This window comes from Bauldia sp. (assembly GCF_020442045.1).
Classification (GTDB): Bacteria; Pseudomonadota; Alphaproteobacteria; order Rhizobiales; family Kaistiaceae; genus Bauldia.
In genome coordinates, this window is the sequence record NZ_JAGRLA010000081.1 from 1 (window position 1) to 15,787 (window position 15,787).

The 15,787-nt window shown below is 66.0% G+C and carries 16 protein-coding genes; 7 read left to right on the plus strand and 9 right to left on the minus strand.

Annotated elements, in window-relative coordinates:
- Positions 1-149: 149 nt before the first annotated feature.
- The 4 genes from rplI to rpsF all read right to left on the minus strand — a co-directional run bounded on the left by rplI (position 150) and on the right by rpsF (position 2,513).
- Positions 150-764 carry a 50S ribosomal protein L9 gene (gene rplI / locus KDJ86_RS08915; RefSeq protein ID WP_291744811.1) on the minus strand — a complete coding sequence of 205 codons (615 nt, stop codon included), beginning with the start codon at positions 762-764 and terminating at the stop codon, positions 150-152.
- A gap of 19 nt (positions 765-783) precedes the next feature.
- Positions 784-1,728: a hypothetical protein gene (locus KDJ86_RS08920; protein WP_291744813.1), complete on the minus strand. Its 945-nt coding sequence runs from the start codon at positions 1,726-1,728 to the stop codon at positions 784-786.
- A gap of 99 nt (positions 1,729-1,827) precedes the next feature.
- Complete coding sequence (rpsR, locus tag KDJ86_RS08925; protein ID WP_291744815.1) at positions 1,828-2,076, minus strand: 30S ribosomal protein S18; 249 nt, start codon at positions 2,074-2,076, stop codon at positions 1,828-1,830.
- A complete protein-coding gene (gene rpsF, locus KDJ86_RS08930; protein WP_291744816.1) occupies positions 2,076-2,513 on the minus strand; it encodes a 30S ribosomal protein S6 in 438 nt (145 codons plus the stop codon). The genes rpsR and rpsF overlap by 1 nt, the downstream gene beginning before the upstream one ends.
- 335 nt (positions 2,514-2,848) lie before the next feature.
- On the opposite strand from rpsF, the gene fabD reads away from it, so the two are divergent.
- The 7 genes from fabD (at position 2,849) to gmk (ending at position 9,335) form a co-directional block, all read left to right on the plus strand.
- Complete coding sequence (gene fabD / locus KDJ86_RS08935; RefSeq protein WP_291744817.1) at positions 2,849-3,811, plus strand: ACP S-malonyltransferase; 963 nt, start codon at positions 2,849-2,851, stop codon at positions 3,809-3,811.
- The gene (gene fabG / locus KDJ86_RS08940) at positions 3,804-4,541 is read left to right on the plus strand and encodes a 3-oxoacyl-[acyl-carrier-protein] reductase (RefSeq protein WP_291744819.1); all 738 of its coding nucleotides are present in this window, start codon (positions 3,804-3,806) and stop codon (positions 4,539-4,541) included. The genes fabD and fabG overlap by 8 nt, the downstream gene beginning before the upstream one ends.
- Before the next feature lie 272 nt (positions 4,542-4,813).
- Positions 4,814-5,050: an acyl carrier protein gene (locus KDJ86_RS08945; protein WP_090878049.1), complete on the plus strand. Its 237-nt coding sequence runs from the start codon at positions 4,814-4,816 to the stop codon at positions 5,048-5,050.
- A gap of 58 nt (positions 5,051-5,108) precedes the next feature.
- Complete coding sequence (gene fabF / locus KDJ86_RS08950; protein WP_291744822.1) at positions 5,109-6,371, plus strand: beta-ketoacyl-ACP synthase II; 1,263 nt, start codon at positions 5,109-5,111, stop codon at positions 6,369-6,371.
- An 80-nt stretch (positions 6,372-6,451) separates the two neighbouring features.
- Positions 6,452-7,684, plus strand: coding sequence for an endolytic transglycosylase MltG (gene mltG, locus KDJ86_RS08955; protein ID WP_291744824.1), 1,233 nt, complete (start codon positions 6,452-6,454; stop codon positions 7,682-7,684).
- Positions 7,685-7,769: 85 nt separating this feature from the next.
- Positions 7,770-8,654, plus strand: coding sequence for a YicC/YloC family endoribonuclease (locus KDJ86_RS08960; RefSeq protein WP_291744825.1), 885 nt, complete (start codon positions 7,770-7,772; stop codon positions 8,652-8,654).
- Between the two features lie 3 nt (positions 8,655-8,657).
- Positions 8,658-9,335 carry a guanylate kinase gene (gene gmk / locus KDJ86_RS08965; protein WP_291744827.1) on the plus strand — a complete coding sequence of 226 codons (678 nt, stop codon included), beginning with the start codon at positions 8,658-8,660 and terminating at the stop codon, positions 9,333-9,335.
- Between the two features lies 1 nt (position 9,336).
- On the opposite strand, the gene rsmA is transcribed toward gmk, so the two are convergent.
- The 5 genes from rsmA to lptG form a co-directional block, all read right to left on the minus strand.
- Positions 9,337-10,176, minus strand: a complete 840-nt coding sequence (gene rsmA / locus KDJ86_RS08970) for a 16S rRNA (adenine(1518)-N(6)/adenine(1519)-N(6))-dimethyltransferase RsmA (protein WP_291744829.1) — start codon at positions 10,174-10,176, stop codon at positions 9,337-9,339.
- A gap of 5 nt (positions 10,177-10,181) precedes the next feature.
- Positions 10,182-11,195, minus strand: a complete 1,014-nt coding sequence (pdxA, locus tag KDJ86_RS08975; protein WP_521085274.1) for a 4-hydroxythreonine-4-phosphate dehydrogenase PdxA — start codon at positions 11,193-11,195, stop codon at positions 10,182-10,184.
- A gap of 23 nt (positions 11,196-11,218) precedes the next feature.
- A complete protein-coding gene (locus KDJ86_RS08980) occupies positions 11,219-12,139 on the minus strand; it encodes a peptidylprolyl isomerase (protein WP_291744830.1) in 921 nt (306 codons plus the stop codon).
- Positions 12,140-12,285: 146 nt separating this feature from the next.
- Positions 12,286-14,697 (minus strand): LPS-assembly protein LptD, encoded by a 2,412-nt coding sequence (locus KDJ86_RS08985; protein WP_291744831.1) that lies wholly within the window; start codon positions 14,695-14,697, stop codon positions 12,286-12,288.
- Complete coding sequence (gene lptG / locus KDJ86_RS08990) at positions 14,694-15,782, minus strand: LPS export ABC transporter permease LptG (RefSeq protein WP_291744833.1); 1,089 nt, start codon at positions 15,780-15,782, stop codon at positions 14,694-14,696. Before lptG ends, KDJ86_RS08985 begins: the two co-directional genes overlap by 4 nt.
- Between the last annotated feature and the right edge of the window lie 5 nt (positions 15,783-15,787).

Genomic DNA, 15,787 nt, shown 5'->3' on the forward strand with positions numbered 1-15,787 from the left:
GCATATCCCGCCGTGGCTGCGAGGAAGGTCGCGGCTCGGCCCCCCGAGATCGCGGCACGAAGTTAATACGGGATGGTTGCCAGGCTCAACAGGCGGGCCGGACTCTCCCGAAGGGAGCGGCCCGCCCGTCCGTCTCGACCGTCCCGGACCTAGGCCGTCGTCCCGGTCTCGGTGTCTTCGCCTGTCTCGGCCGGAGCCGCCTCGGCCGCCTCACCGGTTCCCTCCGCGTCGGCCGATGCGGCGTCTTCGGCCTCTTCTTCCTCCTGCTCGTCATAGGGACGGGTCACGTCCTCGCCCCGCGCCTGCCGCTCGGCTTCATCCTCGCTGCGGGCGACGTTGACGACGATCTCGCTATCGACCTCGGGATGAAGGACGATTTTCACCGGGTGAAGGCCGATGGTCTTGATCGGCTGCTCCAGGGCGACCTGGCTGCGACCGACGCTGAAGCCGCCATTCTCCAGGATTTCGACCAGGTCGCGCGCATTGACCGAGCCGTAGAGCTGGCCGGTCTCGCCGGCCTGGCGGACGACGATGAAGGACTGGCCGTTGAGCTTGGCGGCAACCGCCTCGGCCTCCTGACGGCGTTCGAGATTGCGCGCCTCGAGCTGGGCCCGCTGTTCCTCGAATCGCCTGCCATTCTCCTTGGTCGCGCGGAGCGCCTTGCCCTGGGGGAGCAGGAAATTGCGGGCGTAGCCATCCCTGACCCGGACGACGTCGCCCATCTGGCCGAGCTTGGCAATCCGCTCAAGCAGGATCACTTCCATGATGTCACTCCTTCTGAAGTCATTGGTTGGGTGGAGCGCCGCGTAGCTTCCGCGCGCGCAAGTTGACGAATCCATCGGCGAGCCCGAGCAGCGTCAGAAGGACGATCGGGAAGCCGAACAGGATGAGCACCACGTAGACGGTCACCAGGATCAGCGTCCTGAGGTTGCTGGCCATCGTGGTGGCGTGAAGGACCGCGAGCCCGACAAGGGCGAAGGCCGCGCCGAGACCGCCGACAAGGGTGCCGGCGGCGTGGCCGATGGCGCCGGGGATGAAGGAGGCGGCAAGAGCGGCGGCGAGAACCACCACCGCCTCGTTGGGAAGGGCGGCGGTCCACAACGGCGGGCGTGGCCGGGGAAGCCGCCCGGAGGCGTCGGTGATCCGGCCGGCAAGCCACATGTTGAAGACAAGGATGATGACGAGGATCGCCGAGACGGTGAACGGCATCGCCGCGACGTTGAAGCGCACGAAGGGCTCGATATCCTCGACCGATGGCGGGGCCGCGACATCGGGCGACTGCGCCAGCCAGTCGGACAGTGTCGAGACCATCTCGTCGGTGATCGTGGCGGGATCGAAGCCGATCACGATTCCGACAACCACCAGCCCGATCGCCGCGGCGAAGGTTCCGTGGAAGAGGATGCGCCCGATCGGATACCACTCGATTCCGCCATCGCCGCCATCCTGGCGTGACAGGCCGGCGAACCGCGCCATCCAGACGATCGGCCCGGCGAACAGGGCGAGATAGACGATCGCCGCCGGGCCCGAGATGGCGACGAGAATGACCACGGCCGCCACGGCCGATGCGATCAGGCCGGCGATGAGCGTCCAGCCGAGACCGGCGATGGCGACCGGCAGGCCGCACAGGGTGAAGAGCGGGAAGGCGAGGGTGGTCCCGCCGATTGGCGACAGGAAGAGCAGGGCGCCCGCGACGCCGGCTACCAGGCCGACCAGGATGATCTGAACCATGTCGTTCGCTGTCCCGCTCCTGCGAAGCGGTTAGGGGCAGGTCGCGGACGTCTTCCGCTCCATGCCCCAACCCGTATCAACGAAAGGGCGCCCCGCGGCCTACTTGATCACGTAGGGCAGGAGACCCAGGAAACGCGCCCGCTTGATGGCGCGCGCGAGCTCACGCTGCTTGATGGCCGAGACGGCGGTGATCCGCGACGGCACGATCTTGCCACGCTCCGAGATGTAGCGCTGGAGCAGGCGGACGTCCTTGTAGTCGATCTTCGGCGCATTCTCGCCGGAGAAAGGGCAGGTCTTGCGGCGACGGAAGAAGGGCCGACGCGTCGGAAGCTGGTTGATGTCGACCATTATTCGGAACCCTTGTCGTCGCTGGAATCACGCTCGTCGCGCCGGGGACCGCGGTCGCGATCGCCAGGACCGCGCTCGCGATCGCCGAAGCGGCCGCGCGGCCGGTCGTCGCGATCACGCTTCTGCATCATCACCGACGGGCCCTCCTCGAGCTCGTCGACCTTGATGGTCATCGTGCGCAGCACGTCTTCGTGAATACGCTGCTGCCGTTCCATCTCGGCGACCGCCGCCGGCGGCGCATCGAGATTCAGCAGCGTGAAATGCGCCTTGCGGTTCTTGCGGATGCGGTAGGTGAGGGACTTGAGGCCCCAGGTCTCCACCTTGGCGACCTTGCCGCCACCTTCCTCGATGACGGCCTTGAACTGATCGACCAGCCCTTCGACCTGCTGGCTCGAGATGTCCTGGCGTGCCAGGAAGATATGCTCGTAAAGAGGCATTTCGGCCTTTCCTTCATGTTAGCCGGCGCCAAGCCTCGCGAAGCCTTTGAAAGGAAAGGCCCGCTTGCACTTCGAGAGCGGAGACACGGGAAGACGGATCGCCTGTCGATCCTCCCGGGAAATCCCGGGCTTCCGTTCAGCCCCCAGCCGGGGTCCGATTGGACGAGGGGGGTTATAAGCCAAGATTCGGCAAATGCAAGGCATGGACGCGCCAGCCGGTCTTCCACTGGACATGCGCGGTTGTTGGCCTGCCGTGCTTGACATTGCGGAGCCAAACAGGCTCAAAGGCGCGGATTTTTCCGGGCAGGTCCCGAAGAGGCAAGCAAGCGGCGCGGATGACGACGGCGTTCACATTTCCCGGGCAGGGCAGCCAGGCCGTGGGCATGGGCAAGGCCCTGGCCGATGCCTATCCGGAAGCGCGCGCCGTTTTCGACGAGGTCGACGAAGCCCTCGGCGAGAAGCTTTCGGCAACCATCTGGGATGGGCCGGCGAACGCGCTGACCCTGACCGAGAACGCGCAGCCGGCGCTGATGGCGGTGAGCCTGGCCGCGACCCGGGTGCTGGCATCCCGTGGCGCACCCATCGCATCGAGCGCCGCCTTCGTCGCCGGCCATTCGCTCGGCGAATATTCGGCTCTCGCGGCGGCCGGCGCGCTCAGCGTCGGCGACGCGGCGCGGCTCTTGCGGACCCGCGGGCGCGCCATGCAGGAAGCCGTGCCGGTCGGCGCCGGCGCGATGGCGGCGCTGATCGGGCTCGACCTCGAAACGGTCGCCGCGGTCGCCGCTGAAGCGGCCGAAGGCGCCGTCTGCTCGGCCGCCAATGACAACGGGGGCGGACAGGTCGTGGTCTCCGGCGACAAGGCCGCCGTCGAACGCGCGGTCGAGATCGCCAAGGCGAAGGGCGCGAGGCGCGCGGTCCTGCTGCCGGTCAGCGCGCCGTTCCACTGCGCGCTGATGGCGCCGGCGGCGGAGGTGATGCGGGCGGCGCTTGCCGAGGTGACGCTCAACGCGCCCGTGGTGCCGATCGTCGCCAACGTGACGGCCCGGCCGACCAGCGACGCCGAAGAAATCCGGCGCAACCTGGTGACCCAGGTGACGGCCATGGTCCGCTGGCGCGAATCGATCGTGTGGCTGGCGGAAGCCGGCGTCGACCGATTCGTCGAGGTCGGGGCGGGGAAGGTGCTTTCCGGGCTTGCCAGGCGGATCGCCGATGGCGTCGCGACGATGACCGCCGGGACGCCCGAAGATATCGAGGCGGCCGTGAGCCAGCTCGGCGCCGACGAGGTGAAAAATGTTTGATCTGACGGCTAAACGCGCGCTGGTCACCGGCGCGAGCGGCAGCATCGGCGGCGGCATCGCCAGGGCGCTGCACCAGCAGGGCGCGACGGTCGCCCTTTCCGGCACGCGGCGCGAGGCACTCGACCAGCTCGCCGCCGAGCTTGGCGAGCGCTGCGCGGTCCTGCCCTGCGATCTCGGCGACGGTGCAGCGGTCGACGCGCTGGTGCCGCAAGCCGAAGAAGCGATCGGCGACCTCGATATCCTCGTCAATAATGCAGGGCTGACCCGCGACACCCTCTTCGTCAGGATATCCGACGAGGACTGGAACAAGGTCATCACCGTCAACCTGACGGCAGCCTTCAAGCTGTCGCGCGCCGTGCTGATGGGCATGATGCGCCGGCGCGGTGGCCGGATCATCTCGATATCGTCGGTCGTTGGCGTGACCGGGAATGCGGGCCAGGGCAACTATGCCGCCTCGAAGGCCGGGCTGATCGGCATGACCAAGGCGCTTGCGCAGGAAGTCGCCAGCCGCGGCGTCACGGCCAATTGCATCGCGCCGGGCTTCGTCGCTTCGGCGATGACCGACGCATTGAACGACAAGCAGAAAGAATCGATTCTGCAACGGGTTCCGATGAGGCGCCTGGGGACACTGGAGGAGATCGCGTCGGCGGCGGTTTATCTCGCCAGCGACGAGGCCGCCTATGTCACCGGGCAAACGATCCATGTCAATGGTGGTATGGCCATGATCTAAAAGGATAAAATGAGTCGACCAGAAAGGGTCGACAAGGGTGTTTTCGAGCTGTCCCGGCCGCTGGTAAAGGTCAATAAAGTGTGTTACGACCGGCCAAATTGCCGACGTCCGGGCGGCTTCTTCTACCCCCTGCCGATCGGCAGTTACGGCGACGCCGCACCGAGTATTTCGGGCCAAATTCCCGTTCCCGTGCGCAGGCCAAGGACCGATCACCGGCGGAGGGGGCAACTCTTCGGAGTTGATCATGATTGGGCAACTGAGGTTCTGACAAGATGAGCGATATCGCTGAACGGGTGAAGAAGATCGTCGTCGAGCATCTGGGCGTCGACGCGGATAAAGTTACGGAAAAGGCCAGCTTCATCGACGACCTTGGCGCTGACAGCCTCGACACCGTCGAGCTGGTCATGGCGTTTGAGGAAGAATTCGGGGTCGAGATTCCCGATGATGCCGCCGAGACGATTCTCACGGTCGGCGACGCCGTCAAGTTCCTTGAAAAGAACGCGGCCTGACCGGGCGCTCCAGCGGTGAAGCCGGATTCGATCCGGCGAGCTGGGGGCTGATCGTCCGATGAGGCGAGTCGTCGTTACAGGGCTTGGGATGGTTACCCCGCTTGGCTGCGGGGTCGAACCCACGTGGAAGAATCTGCTTGCCGGGAAGAGTGGCGCCGTCAGGGTCACCGGCTTTCCGGTCGACGATCTTGCCTGCCAGATCGCCTGCCAGATTCCGCGCGGCCCCGCGTCCGAGGGCAAATACGATCCGGACGAATGGATGGAGCCCAAGGAAGCCCGCAAGGTCGACGACTTCATCGTCTATGCGATGGCCGCCGCCGACCAGGCACTGGACGACGCCGGCTGGCATCCGGAGGACGAAGACGACCGATGCGCGACAGGCGTCCTGATCGGCTCCGGTATCGGCGGCATCTCCGGCATCTACGAAGCGTCGTTGACGCTGCGTGACCGGGGGCCGCGGCGGATCAGTCCCTTCTTCCTGCCCGGACGGCTGATCAACCTTGCCGCCGGACATGTTTCCATCCGCCACAAGCTCAAGGGCCCGAACCACGCGGTCGTCACCGCCTGCTCGACCGGGGCCCATGCGATCGGCGATGCCTCGCGGCTGATCGCCTTCGGCGACGCCGACGTGATGGTTGCCGGCGGCACCGAATCGCCGGTCAATCGCCTGTCGCTCGCGGGCTTCGCAGCCTGCCGGACGCTTTCGACCGATTTCAACGACGAGCCGGAAAGGGCCTCGCGCCCCTATGACCGGGACCGGGACGGTTTCGTGATGGGCGAGGGCGCGGGCATCGTCGTGCTCGAGGAGCGGGAGCACGCGCTCGCGCGCGGTGCCAAGATCTACGGCGAGATCATCGGCTACGGGCTGTCGGGCGACGCCCACCACATCACGTCGCCCTCTCCTGACGGCGACGGTGCCGAAAGGTGCATGCGGGCGGCGATGAAGCGGGCCGCCATCACCCCGGACGAGATCGACTATGTCAATGCGCACGGCACCTCGACTCCGGTCGGCGACGAGATCGAGCTGAAGGCCGTCGAGCGACTGCTCGGCAATGCCGCCGGACGGGTGTCGATGTCGTCGACCAAGTCGGCGATCGGCCATCTGCTCGGCGCCGCGGGCGCGGTCGAGGCAATCTTCTCGCTGCTGGCGATCCGCGACAATGTCGCGCCGGCGACCCTGAATCTCGACAACCCTTCCGTCGATACCGCACTCGACCTTGTGCCCAAGAAGCCGGTCGAGCGGACGATCGACGTGGCGCTGTCGAACTCTTTCGGTTTTGGCGGGACGAACGCCTCGCTGGTTTTCCGCCGCCACGCGTAGGCGGGTACTATCCCGCTCTCGCCATATTTGCTTATAAAGTCGCTGGCCGGGGCATATTCGACCGAAAGGCTTGGACCGAAATGAGTGATTCCAGAGGGGATCAATTCGGCAGCGACGCCGATATTCTCTCGGCGCGGCTGGTGTCGGCCAATCGCTCCGCGCCAAAGAGTCCGACGGAAGCCTTGCAGCCCGAATCGGTACCCCCGCCGCCGCAGCGGTCGCGCGCGGTCCGCCATCCGCTCGTCGTCTTCACCAATTTCGTGCTGACGATCATCGTCGTCGCGGGCGTCGCGCTCGGCGGCGGCCTGCTGATCGGCAAGTCGCAATTCGACAAGGAGGGCGCGCTCGACCAGGAGCGTTCGATTTCGGTGAGCCGCGGAACCGGGCTGAGCGCGATCGCGGATCAGCTGCAGCGCGAGGGCGCGATCTCCAGCAAATGGCTGTTCATTGCCGGCGTCTGGCTGAGCCAGAACCAGGACAACCTGAAGGCCGGCGAATACCTGATCCCCGCCCATGCCAGCATGGCCGACATCATGGACACCATGGTCGAGGGCAAGAGCATCGTCTACTCGATCACCATTCCCGAGGGCCTGACCAGCAAGCAGATCGTCGATCGGCTGCTCGCCAATGACATTCTCGTCGGCGAGATCAAGGATATCCCGCCGGAGGGGACGCTGCTGCCGGCGCGCTACGACTTCTCGCGCGGCGACACTCGCCAGAACGTCATCTCCCGGATGCAGCGGGAGCGCGACCGGGTGCTCACCGATGTCTGGTCGCGGCGGGCGTCGGATCTGCCGCTGAAGAACATCAACGAGCTGGCGGTGCTGGCTTCCATCGTCGAGAAGGAAACCGCGCTGGCCGACGAACGCAGCCGGGTCGCGGCGGTCTTCATCAACCGCTTGCGGCTGAACATGCGGCTGCAGACCGACCCGACGGTGATTTACGGGCTGTTTGGCGGCGACGGCAAGCCGCAGGACTATTCCCTGACCCGCGCCGATCTCGAGAAGGAAACGCCCTATAACACCTACCTGATCGATGGCCTGCCGCCCGGCCCGATCGCCAATCCGGGGCAGGCCTCGATCGAGGCGGCCGCCAACCCGTCGCGGACGCGGGACCTTTTCTTCGTCGCCGACGGCTCCGGTGGCCACGCTTTCGCCGAGACCTATGAGGAGCATCTCCGCAACGTCGCCCGGTGGCGTGAGATCAGCGCGGCGCCGCCCGCCGAAGCGGATGCGGCCGGCGATGAGCCTATCCCGGGCGCGGAGGAGCCGCTGGCCCTCTCGCCGGACGACGAGGCCGCGCCGGCCGACTAGGGCGCCATGCCGGACGGGGGCCGGCAAGCTGAACGCCGCGGGCATCGGTCGATCCGGTGCCGCGAGACTCCAGGGGGATCGCCACATGGCGCTTTGCAGCATGACGGGATTTGCCCGTGCCGATGGCGGCGATGCCACGCGCTGGAGCTGGGAGCTGCGGTCGGTCAACGGCAAGGGGCTCGACGTCCGCCTGCGCCTGCCACCCGGCTTCGAAAGGCTCGAGCGGGACGCGCGGGACCGCTGCGTCGCGACGCTGGGCCGTGGCAACATCCAGGCGTCGCTGTCGGTGACGAGCGACGCCGGTGCGCAGGCGCTGACCATCAACGAGGATGTCCTTGCCAGGATGATCGACGCCGTGAGGCGGATCGGCGAGCGCATCGACACGGCGCCACCGGCGCCCGAGGGAATCCTGGCGCTGCGCGGCGTGATCGAGGTTGCCGACCTTGCCACGGACGAGGCGGCGCGCGAGGCGCTCGACGCCGGAATCCTGGCGGGGCTCGACAAGGCGCTGGCCGATCTCGTCTCGATGCGCGAGCGCGAGGGCGAAGCGATCGGCTCCGTCCTCACGGCGCGTCTCGACGAGATGAAGCGCCTGACCGATCTCGCCGAGGGTTCCCCGGCGCGGGAGCCGGAGACGATCAGGGCGCGGCTCGCCGAGCAGGTCGCGACGCTGCTCGACGCGGCGCCCGCGCTCGAACCCGACCGGCTGCACCAGGAGGCCGTGATCCTCGCCACCAAGGCTGATATCCGGGAGGAGCTCGACCGTCTATTTGCCCATATCGCCGCCGCCCGGGAGCTGCTGGCCGCCGGCGGCGCGGTCGGTCGCCGGCTCGACTTCCTGGCCCAGGAATTCAATCGCGAGGTCAATACGCTCTGCGCCAAATCCAATGATCGCGCCCTGACCGCGATCGGCCTCGACATGAAGGCCGTCGTCGACCAGCTGCGCGAGCAGATCCAGAACCTGGAATAGACGATGGCTTCCGATCCCGGGCGACGCGGACTGATGCTCGTACTCTCCTCGCCGTCGGGCGCGGGCAAATCGACGCTGGCGCGGCTGCTGCTCGACAGTGACGACAACCTGATCATCTCGGTTTCGGTGACCACCCGGAAGCGGCGCCCGAGCGAAGTCGACGGCGTCCATTATCATTTCATCGATCGCGAGCGCTTCCTGGCCATGCGGGATGCCGGGGAACTGCTCGAATGGGCGGAAGTCCACGGCAACCTCTATGCGACCCCGCGCGGGCCGGTCGAGGCCGCGCTGGCGGCGGGACACGACATGCTGTTCGACATCGACTGGCAGGGCGCCCAGCAGCTCAAGGAGAAGATGCCTGACGATGTCGTCGGGATCTTCGTCCTGCCGCCGACGATGGAAGAGCTGCAATCCCGGCTGGTGCGGCGGGCCGAGGACGATAGCGACGTGATCGCCCGCCGGCTGGCCAATGCCCGGTCCGAGATCGGACACTGGGTCGAATATGACTATGTCTTCGTCAACCGCGACCTCCAGGAGACGCTGAAGGGGGCGCAGGCAGTGCTCGTGACCGAGCGGGGCAGGCGCCGGTCGCCGCCCGAGATAACCGACGTCGCCGATCGATTCAGCCGGACCGGGCAGGCGACCCTGCCGGCCTTCATCGCGCAGTTGCTGTCGGAATAGGTCAGCCGACCGGCGCGCGGCCAGAAGCGTTGGCGAGGGCGACGAAGCCCGCGACGTCGATTTCCTCCGCGCGCCGGGTCGGCGCGATGCCGGCCTGGTCCAGCAGCGCCGTCGCGTCGCCGCCGAGGGATTTGAGGCTCTGCCGCAGCATCTTGCGCCGCTGCCCGAAGGCGGCCGCGACGACCCGTTCGAGCTGGCCGGCGTCGCAGGGGAGGGGCGACGGATTCGGCACGAGCTCGACGACCGAGGAGACCACCTTCGGCGGCGGGACGAAGGCGCGTGGCGGCAGGTCGAACAGGATCCGGGCCTCGCCGCGCCAGCCGGCGAGCACGGCGAGGCGGCCATAGGCTTTCGAGCCGGGCGTGGCGACGATGCGTTCGGCGACCTCGCGCTGGAACATCAGTGTCAGCGACAGGTAGCCCGGCGGCCATGGTTCCTCGCGCAGCCAGCCGACGAGGAGCGGCGTCGCGACGTTATAGGGGAGGTTGGCGACGATCCTCACCGGGCCCTGGGTGAGGGCGCGGTAATCGAGCCTGAGGGCGTCGCCCGGCACGATATCGAGGCGGCCGGGATAGCGCCCGGCGATTTCCTCGAGCGCCGGCAGGCAGCGCTCGTCCCGCTCGATCGCCACGACCTTCGCCGCGCCGGCGGCGAGCAGCGAGCGTGTCAGCCCGCCCGGGCCCGGCCCGATCTCGACGACGGTGACCTCCGTCAGGTCGCCGGCGGCGCGGGCGATGCGGTCGGTGACATTGAGATCAAGCAGGAAGTTCTGGCCGAGCCGCCTGACCGCCCTGAGGCCGTGCCGGGCGATCACCTCGCGGAGCGGTGGCAGGTCGTCCATGGGCGTCACCCGCCATCCTCGTTGCGACGGAGCTCCGCGGCGAGGCGGAGCGCCGCCCTCAGGCTCGACGGGTCGGCCTTGCCGGTACCGGCGATGTCGAAGGCGGTGCCGTGATCGGGAGAGGTGCGGATGAAGGCGAGGCCGAGGGTGACGTTGACGGTCTCGGCGAAGGAGAGCGTCTTGGCCGGGATGAGTGCCTGGTCGTGATACATGCAGATCGCCGCGTCATAGCCGGCGCGAGCCGATGGATGGAACATGGCGTCCGCGGAAAGCGGTCCTAGCGCGCCGATGCCTTCGTCACGCAGCCGGGCAATCGCCGGGGCGATCACGTCGCGCTCCTCGGTGCCAAGCGTCCCGCCTTCGCCGGCATGGGGATTGAGGCCGGCGATCGCCAGCCGCGGCTGTGCGATCGCGAAGCGGCGGCGGAGGTCGGCATCGACGATGCGGCAGGTTTCGAGGATCAGATCCTCGCTCAGTGCGGCCGGGACGTCCCTGAGGGGGATATGGATGGTGACCGGAACCGCGCGGAGATCGGGACCGGCCAGCATCATTGCCGGGCGGCCCGGCTCGCCGGTCCAGGCCGAGGACAACGTGCCGAGGAACTCGGTATGGCCGGGATGCCGGAAGCCGGCCCTGTAGAGCGCCTCCTTGTTGATTGGATTGGTGACCATCGCCGCCGCGTGCCCGGACCGGATGTCGCCGACGGCGCGCGCGATCGCCTCGATGACAGCGGCGGCATTGGACTCCTCCGCGCCGCCGGGTTCGGCCACGATCCGAGCCTCGAGCGGAACCACCGGCAGGGCATCCCCGAAACGCGCGACCGCCTCGTCCGGCGAGACGACGGCGATCGGGCAATCGAGCCCGAGGCGCCGGGCGCGATCCGTCAGGAATCCCGGGTCGGCATAGCAGTAAAACGCGGGAAGCGGGTTCCGGTGCCGGTCCAGCCAGGCGCCGAGGGTGATGTCAGGACCTACACCGCCGGGCTCGCCGATGGTCAGGGCAAGCGGCGGTGTCTCCAACAGAATTCCCTTCCCGTTTGACCCTAGCGGTACTCGATGACCGCCTTCTTGCGCAACTCGGCCATGTAATCCTTGCCGATGTCCTTGTTCCGCTCAAGCGTCAGCTTGCTCTCGGCCTGGGCGATCGCGGCCGCATTGCTGTCGACGCTGGTCTTCTTGCAGACGGCGATCAACTGATATCCCCCATCGGTCTTGATCGGATTCGTCGTCTTGCCGACCGCCGTGGCCTTGATCTCCTTGGCGTCGGAGGGGCTCAATTCGTCGTCGGTCCGCCGCCCGAGATTCTTGACCACGACGCCCTTGAGCTGCTTCGCCATCGCGACGCTCTGCTCGCAGCCGGGAAAGCGGCTGCGGAAAGCCTGGGCCTCGCGCCGGCGCTGGTTGGCCAGGGCGCCGGAGGATCCCTTCGGCACGACGAAGATGACCTGCTGCAGAATATATTCGGTGGTCTTGATTTCCTGGCCGCCGGATTCGCTGAACAGCTCGGCGGTGATGTCCGACTGTTTCACCGAGGCGCCGTCCATCCGGATCTTCACGTCGACAAGCGTCTGCCACACCATCTGCGCCTTGATGCGGCGACGCAGGGTTTCGATGTCGACACCCTGCGAGGCGAGCGCCGACTTGAGCTTGGCGGGTGTCATCTTGGTACGCTTCGCGATGTCCGCGATAGCGAAGTCGACGCGCGATTCCGACACGGTCACGCCGAGCTTGGCCGCCTCGATGAACTGGAGGGTTTCGTCGATCAGCTCCTCGATAGCGGCCTTCTGGCCGCCGCCGCCGGTGAGTTTCAGGAGGGTGGTCCGCTGCGCGATGTCGTAGGAGGTGATCGGCTGGTCGTCGACCTTGATCCGGATCGAGCTGGCGGCCGATGCTTCGAACGCACCGAACGTGGTGCAGGCCAAAGCGATCAGGGCAATGACGGTCACACGAAAAGCTTGCTGCATTGTCTCCATCCCCGTCTGTCCCACCCGTTTCCGAGACCATCGACGGATGCCGTAATGCACGGGGCAGGAACCTGATAGTCCGGGATTTGGTTGTCCTGCTTCAAACCGAAAAAATCGGGCGAAAGCGTGGAGGGCCGCTCTCCGCCTTACTGGATCGAGGAGGAAACCGTGCCTTCGGCCAGCGTCCTCAACAGCAGCTTCACCATGATCGACCGGTCCGGAATGTCGATGCCGCGCGTCTCGCTATAGGCGATCGACAGCGTCACGCAACTGTCGTCGTAGCCGATGCCAATGGAGTCCTTCCGCAGCTGCGACGCATTGAAGTCATAGACGGCCGTGCCGAAGGCCCGCCAGCGGTCGAAAAGCTCGACGGAGGCGGCCGCGGTGATCTGGGATGTCGGGATCAGCTTGCCCGCCGTCGGCTGTTCACGCGCGTAGACGTATGTCGCCGAGGCCGTGACCACGCCAACCCTGGTCGCACCGCCGACCTCGCCGTAGTTCACGGCGAAATCCTCCTGGTCGAACCGGCCGCGCATGGAAAGCTGGGTTCCGCGCCCGGTGTCGAGACCGACATGGCCGACATAGTCGGAGCTTCTCGATTCAAGGCCCGAATAAGCGCCGACACCGGTGATATCGTTGACGGCGAAGGAGTTCTTGCCGTCAAGCATGTAGGACTGACCGAAGAGGCCGTCGATGGTCATGCCGCCATCGAAGGTTCCGGCATAATGGATGCCGTAGTTGACGCGCGTGCCGCCCTCGACGCGGTCATAGCCGGAGAACTTGTCCTCGCGCAGCAGCGTCGTGTCGTCGAAGATCAGGCTCTGGGCATCGTCGTTTTCGAGCTTGCCCGCCAGCGGTTCGTCGGGCCGCGCGACGATCTGGGCGATCGGCTCGAAGACATGGCTTGACCCGGGAAGCGACGCCAGGATCGGATAGCTCCAGGTCGCACCGGCGGTCGGCATGAGGCGTGTCGGGGTATCCTGGTTGGTCAATCCCTGCGGCACCGTTCCTTCGGTGTCGAGCGAGAAGACGTCGCCGCGCAGCGAGGCGAAGGTGGAGAGCACCTGGCCGCCCGGGATGATCATTTTCTTCTCCCAGGCGAGCTCCTCGGACAGACGGACATAGTCGCCGGCGAGGCCACGGTAGTAGGTGGTACCGTCCGCGGCGATGCCGTTATAGGCGGCCGCCGACTGGCCGGAAATCGTGAACGGGTCGGCTTTTTCGCGCGACAGGGTCGTCAGGTTCGAGATCAGCGAAAGCTGGCCGCCAAGCACCGGGTTCTTGAAGATGTGGTTGCCGTCGATCACCGGCGTGATCACCGCCTGGCGACCCTGCTCGTATTTCGGATTGAGGTCGTCGGTCAGGACCTGGAAATACTCGGCGCGCGCATCGAGGTAGTTGCGGTCCTGAAGGCCGGTCAGGTGGACCTCGGACGTGGTGATCGACGTATCCTGGTTGAGGACGTCGTAGTCGCGGGTAAACGTCCGGTCCGTGCTGACGGTCCCGTCCCACCCGAAGGTCCAGTTCTTGTTGATCGAGAAGCGACCTGTCGACCGGATACCGCCACGGAACTCGTCCTGGGAGAAATTGCCGTGCCGGTAGGCGGTCTTGCCGCTCGCCGTCGTGTACGGGTCCTTCAGGAACTTCTTCGGGTTGTCCTGATTGATGCCGGCCATGGTCAGCGTGTACTGGCCGCTGCGCAGGCGCTGGCGCCACTCGACCTCTCCCAGGAAGCCCTGATACTGGTAGTATTTCGGGGTCAGCGTCACGTCGTAGCTTGGCGCCAGGGCGATGAAATAGGGGGTCGCCGCCGACCACCCGAGGGTGTCGGAGACGCCGATGACCGGCGCCAGGAAGCCGGTCTTGCGCTTCACCGAGGGATCGGCGGTCGTGAAATAGGGAATCCAGGCAAGCGGCAGTCCGAAGAACTCGAACGTCGCGTTGTGGAACTCGATCTCTTTTTCCTTGTCGTTGACGATGATCTTCGCCGACTTGACCTGCCACAGCGGCGGCTTTTCCGGATGCTCCTTACACGGCTCGCAGGCGGTGTAGACACCGTTGTAGAAGACGGTCTGCTCGCCGCTGACGCGCTCCGCCCGTTCGGCGGCGAAATGGGTCTGGTCGGGGGTGTCGACGCGCAGCGAACCGACGAAGCCGTCCCGGAAATCGTCCGTGATATCGATGACCTCGGCGTAGACGACGACGCCACTCGGGTCCGTCATCTTGACGCCGCCGCTGGCGATCAGCTTCGCCGTCACCTCGATATAGATGACCTTCTCGGCTTCGAGCGTGTAGCCGACATAGTAAATCTTGACGTTGCCGACCGCGGACACCGTGTGGTTGTCATAGTCGTAGACGAGCTCGTCGGACTCGACCAGCATCTGCGCGTCGCGCTTGATCTTCACATTCTGGTCGAAGCCGAAGTCCTGGGCGCTAGACGAGCTTGAGAGAACGGGCGCGAGCAGGAGCGCCGCCCCGGCGATCGCCGGCAACAGGGCGGAGCGGCCGAACGCCGCCTTCAGCCCCATCAGCACACGGACGATTCCCCCGGTCCTCATCCATCCTCCAGATGCAGGAGCACGGTCGCTCCCATCAAGATCGTGACGATTGCCGGAAGCCAAGCAGCGAGCGTTGGCGGTACGATGCCCCCACTCCCCAAATCCCAAGCAATCTTCGAGATAACATAAAGCATGAAGCCTATGCCGACGCCAGCCAAAATCATGTTTCCCAGCTCGTTCGAGCGGGAGAATCGAAGGGATACGATGGCAGCGATCAGGACCATTGCCAACAGGACCACCGGACGGGACAGCAGCGTGTTGTAACGGAGTTCGTATCGGGACGACGGCAATCCCGCCCGTTGCGCCGAATCGATGATCTGCGGAAGTTCCCAGAAAGACGTTGATTCAAGGTTATCAAAGGCTTCGCGGACCTGGCCGGCGGAAAGCGTTGTCGGCAGCCGGTAGAATTCCTTGCGCTGCGGTTTGCGATCGGGTGCCGTTATGGTCGCATTTTTGATCTGCCACTCGCCCGGCTGGTAGTGTGCTTCCTGTGCATCGATCCGCTCCAAAAATGCGCCGCCGTCGCCGAACACGAAGGCGGTCACTCCGGAAAGCGAGAATCCGCTGTCGTAGGTGCGCTGTGCGCCGATGATCGATTCGCGTCCTTCGGCCGCCTGCCGGAGCCAGAGGGGTTCGCCTTTTCGCGCGTCTTTCGAATCCCGCGCCAGCACCTCGGCCGCGATCTCGTCGGAGGCTTTCCGCAGCGCGGTGGAAATCGGGTTGTAGACGGTCGTGGCCACAATCCCGAACAGCAGTCCGACGATGCAGGCCGGCAGCAGGAACTGCCATGCCGACAGGCCCGCGGCCCGCGCGATGACCACCTCCAGACGCCGGTTGGCGAGGAGGAATGCGGCGATCGAACCGAACAGGGTGGTGAACGGCATCACCTCCTCGCAGATGCTCGGGACCCGGAAAAGGGTAAGGACCAGCACCTGACCCGCATTGAACTCGTCGGCGCGCAGGGAGCGTGTAAAAAATTCAAGGTAAGTAATTGCAAATATGAGGAAAAAGAAGAAGACGAAGATCGCTATCACAAGCAGGGCGAACTGGCGGGCGAAGTAGAAGGCGAGGGTCTTGCCGATCATCTCGT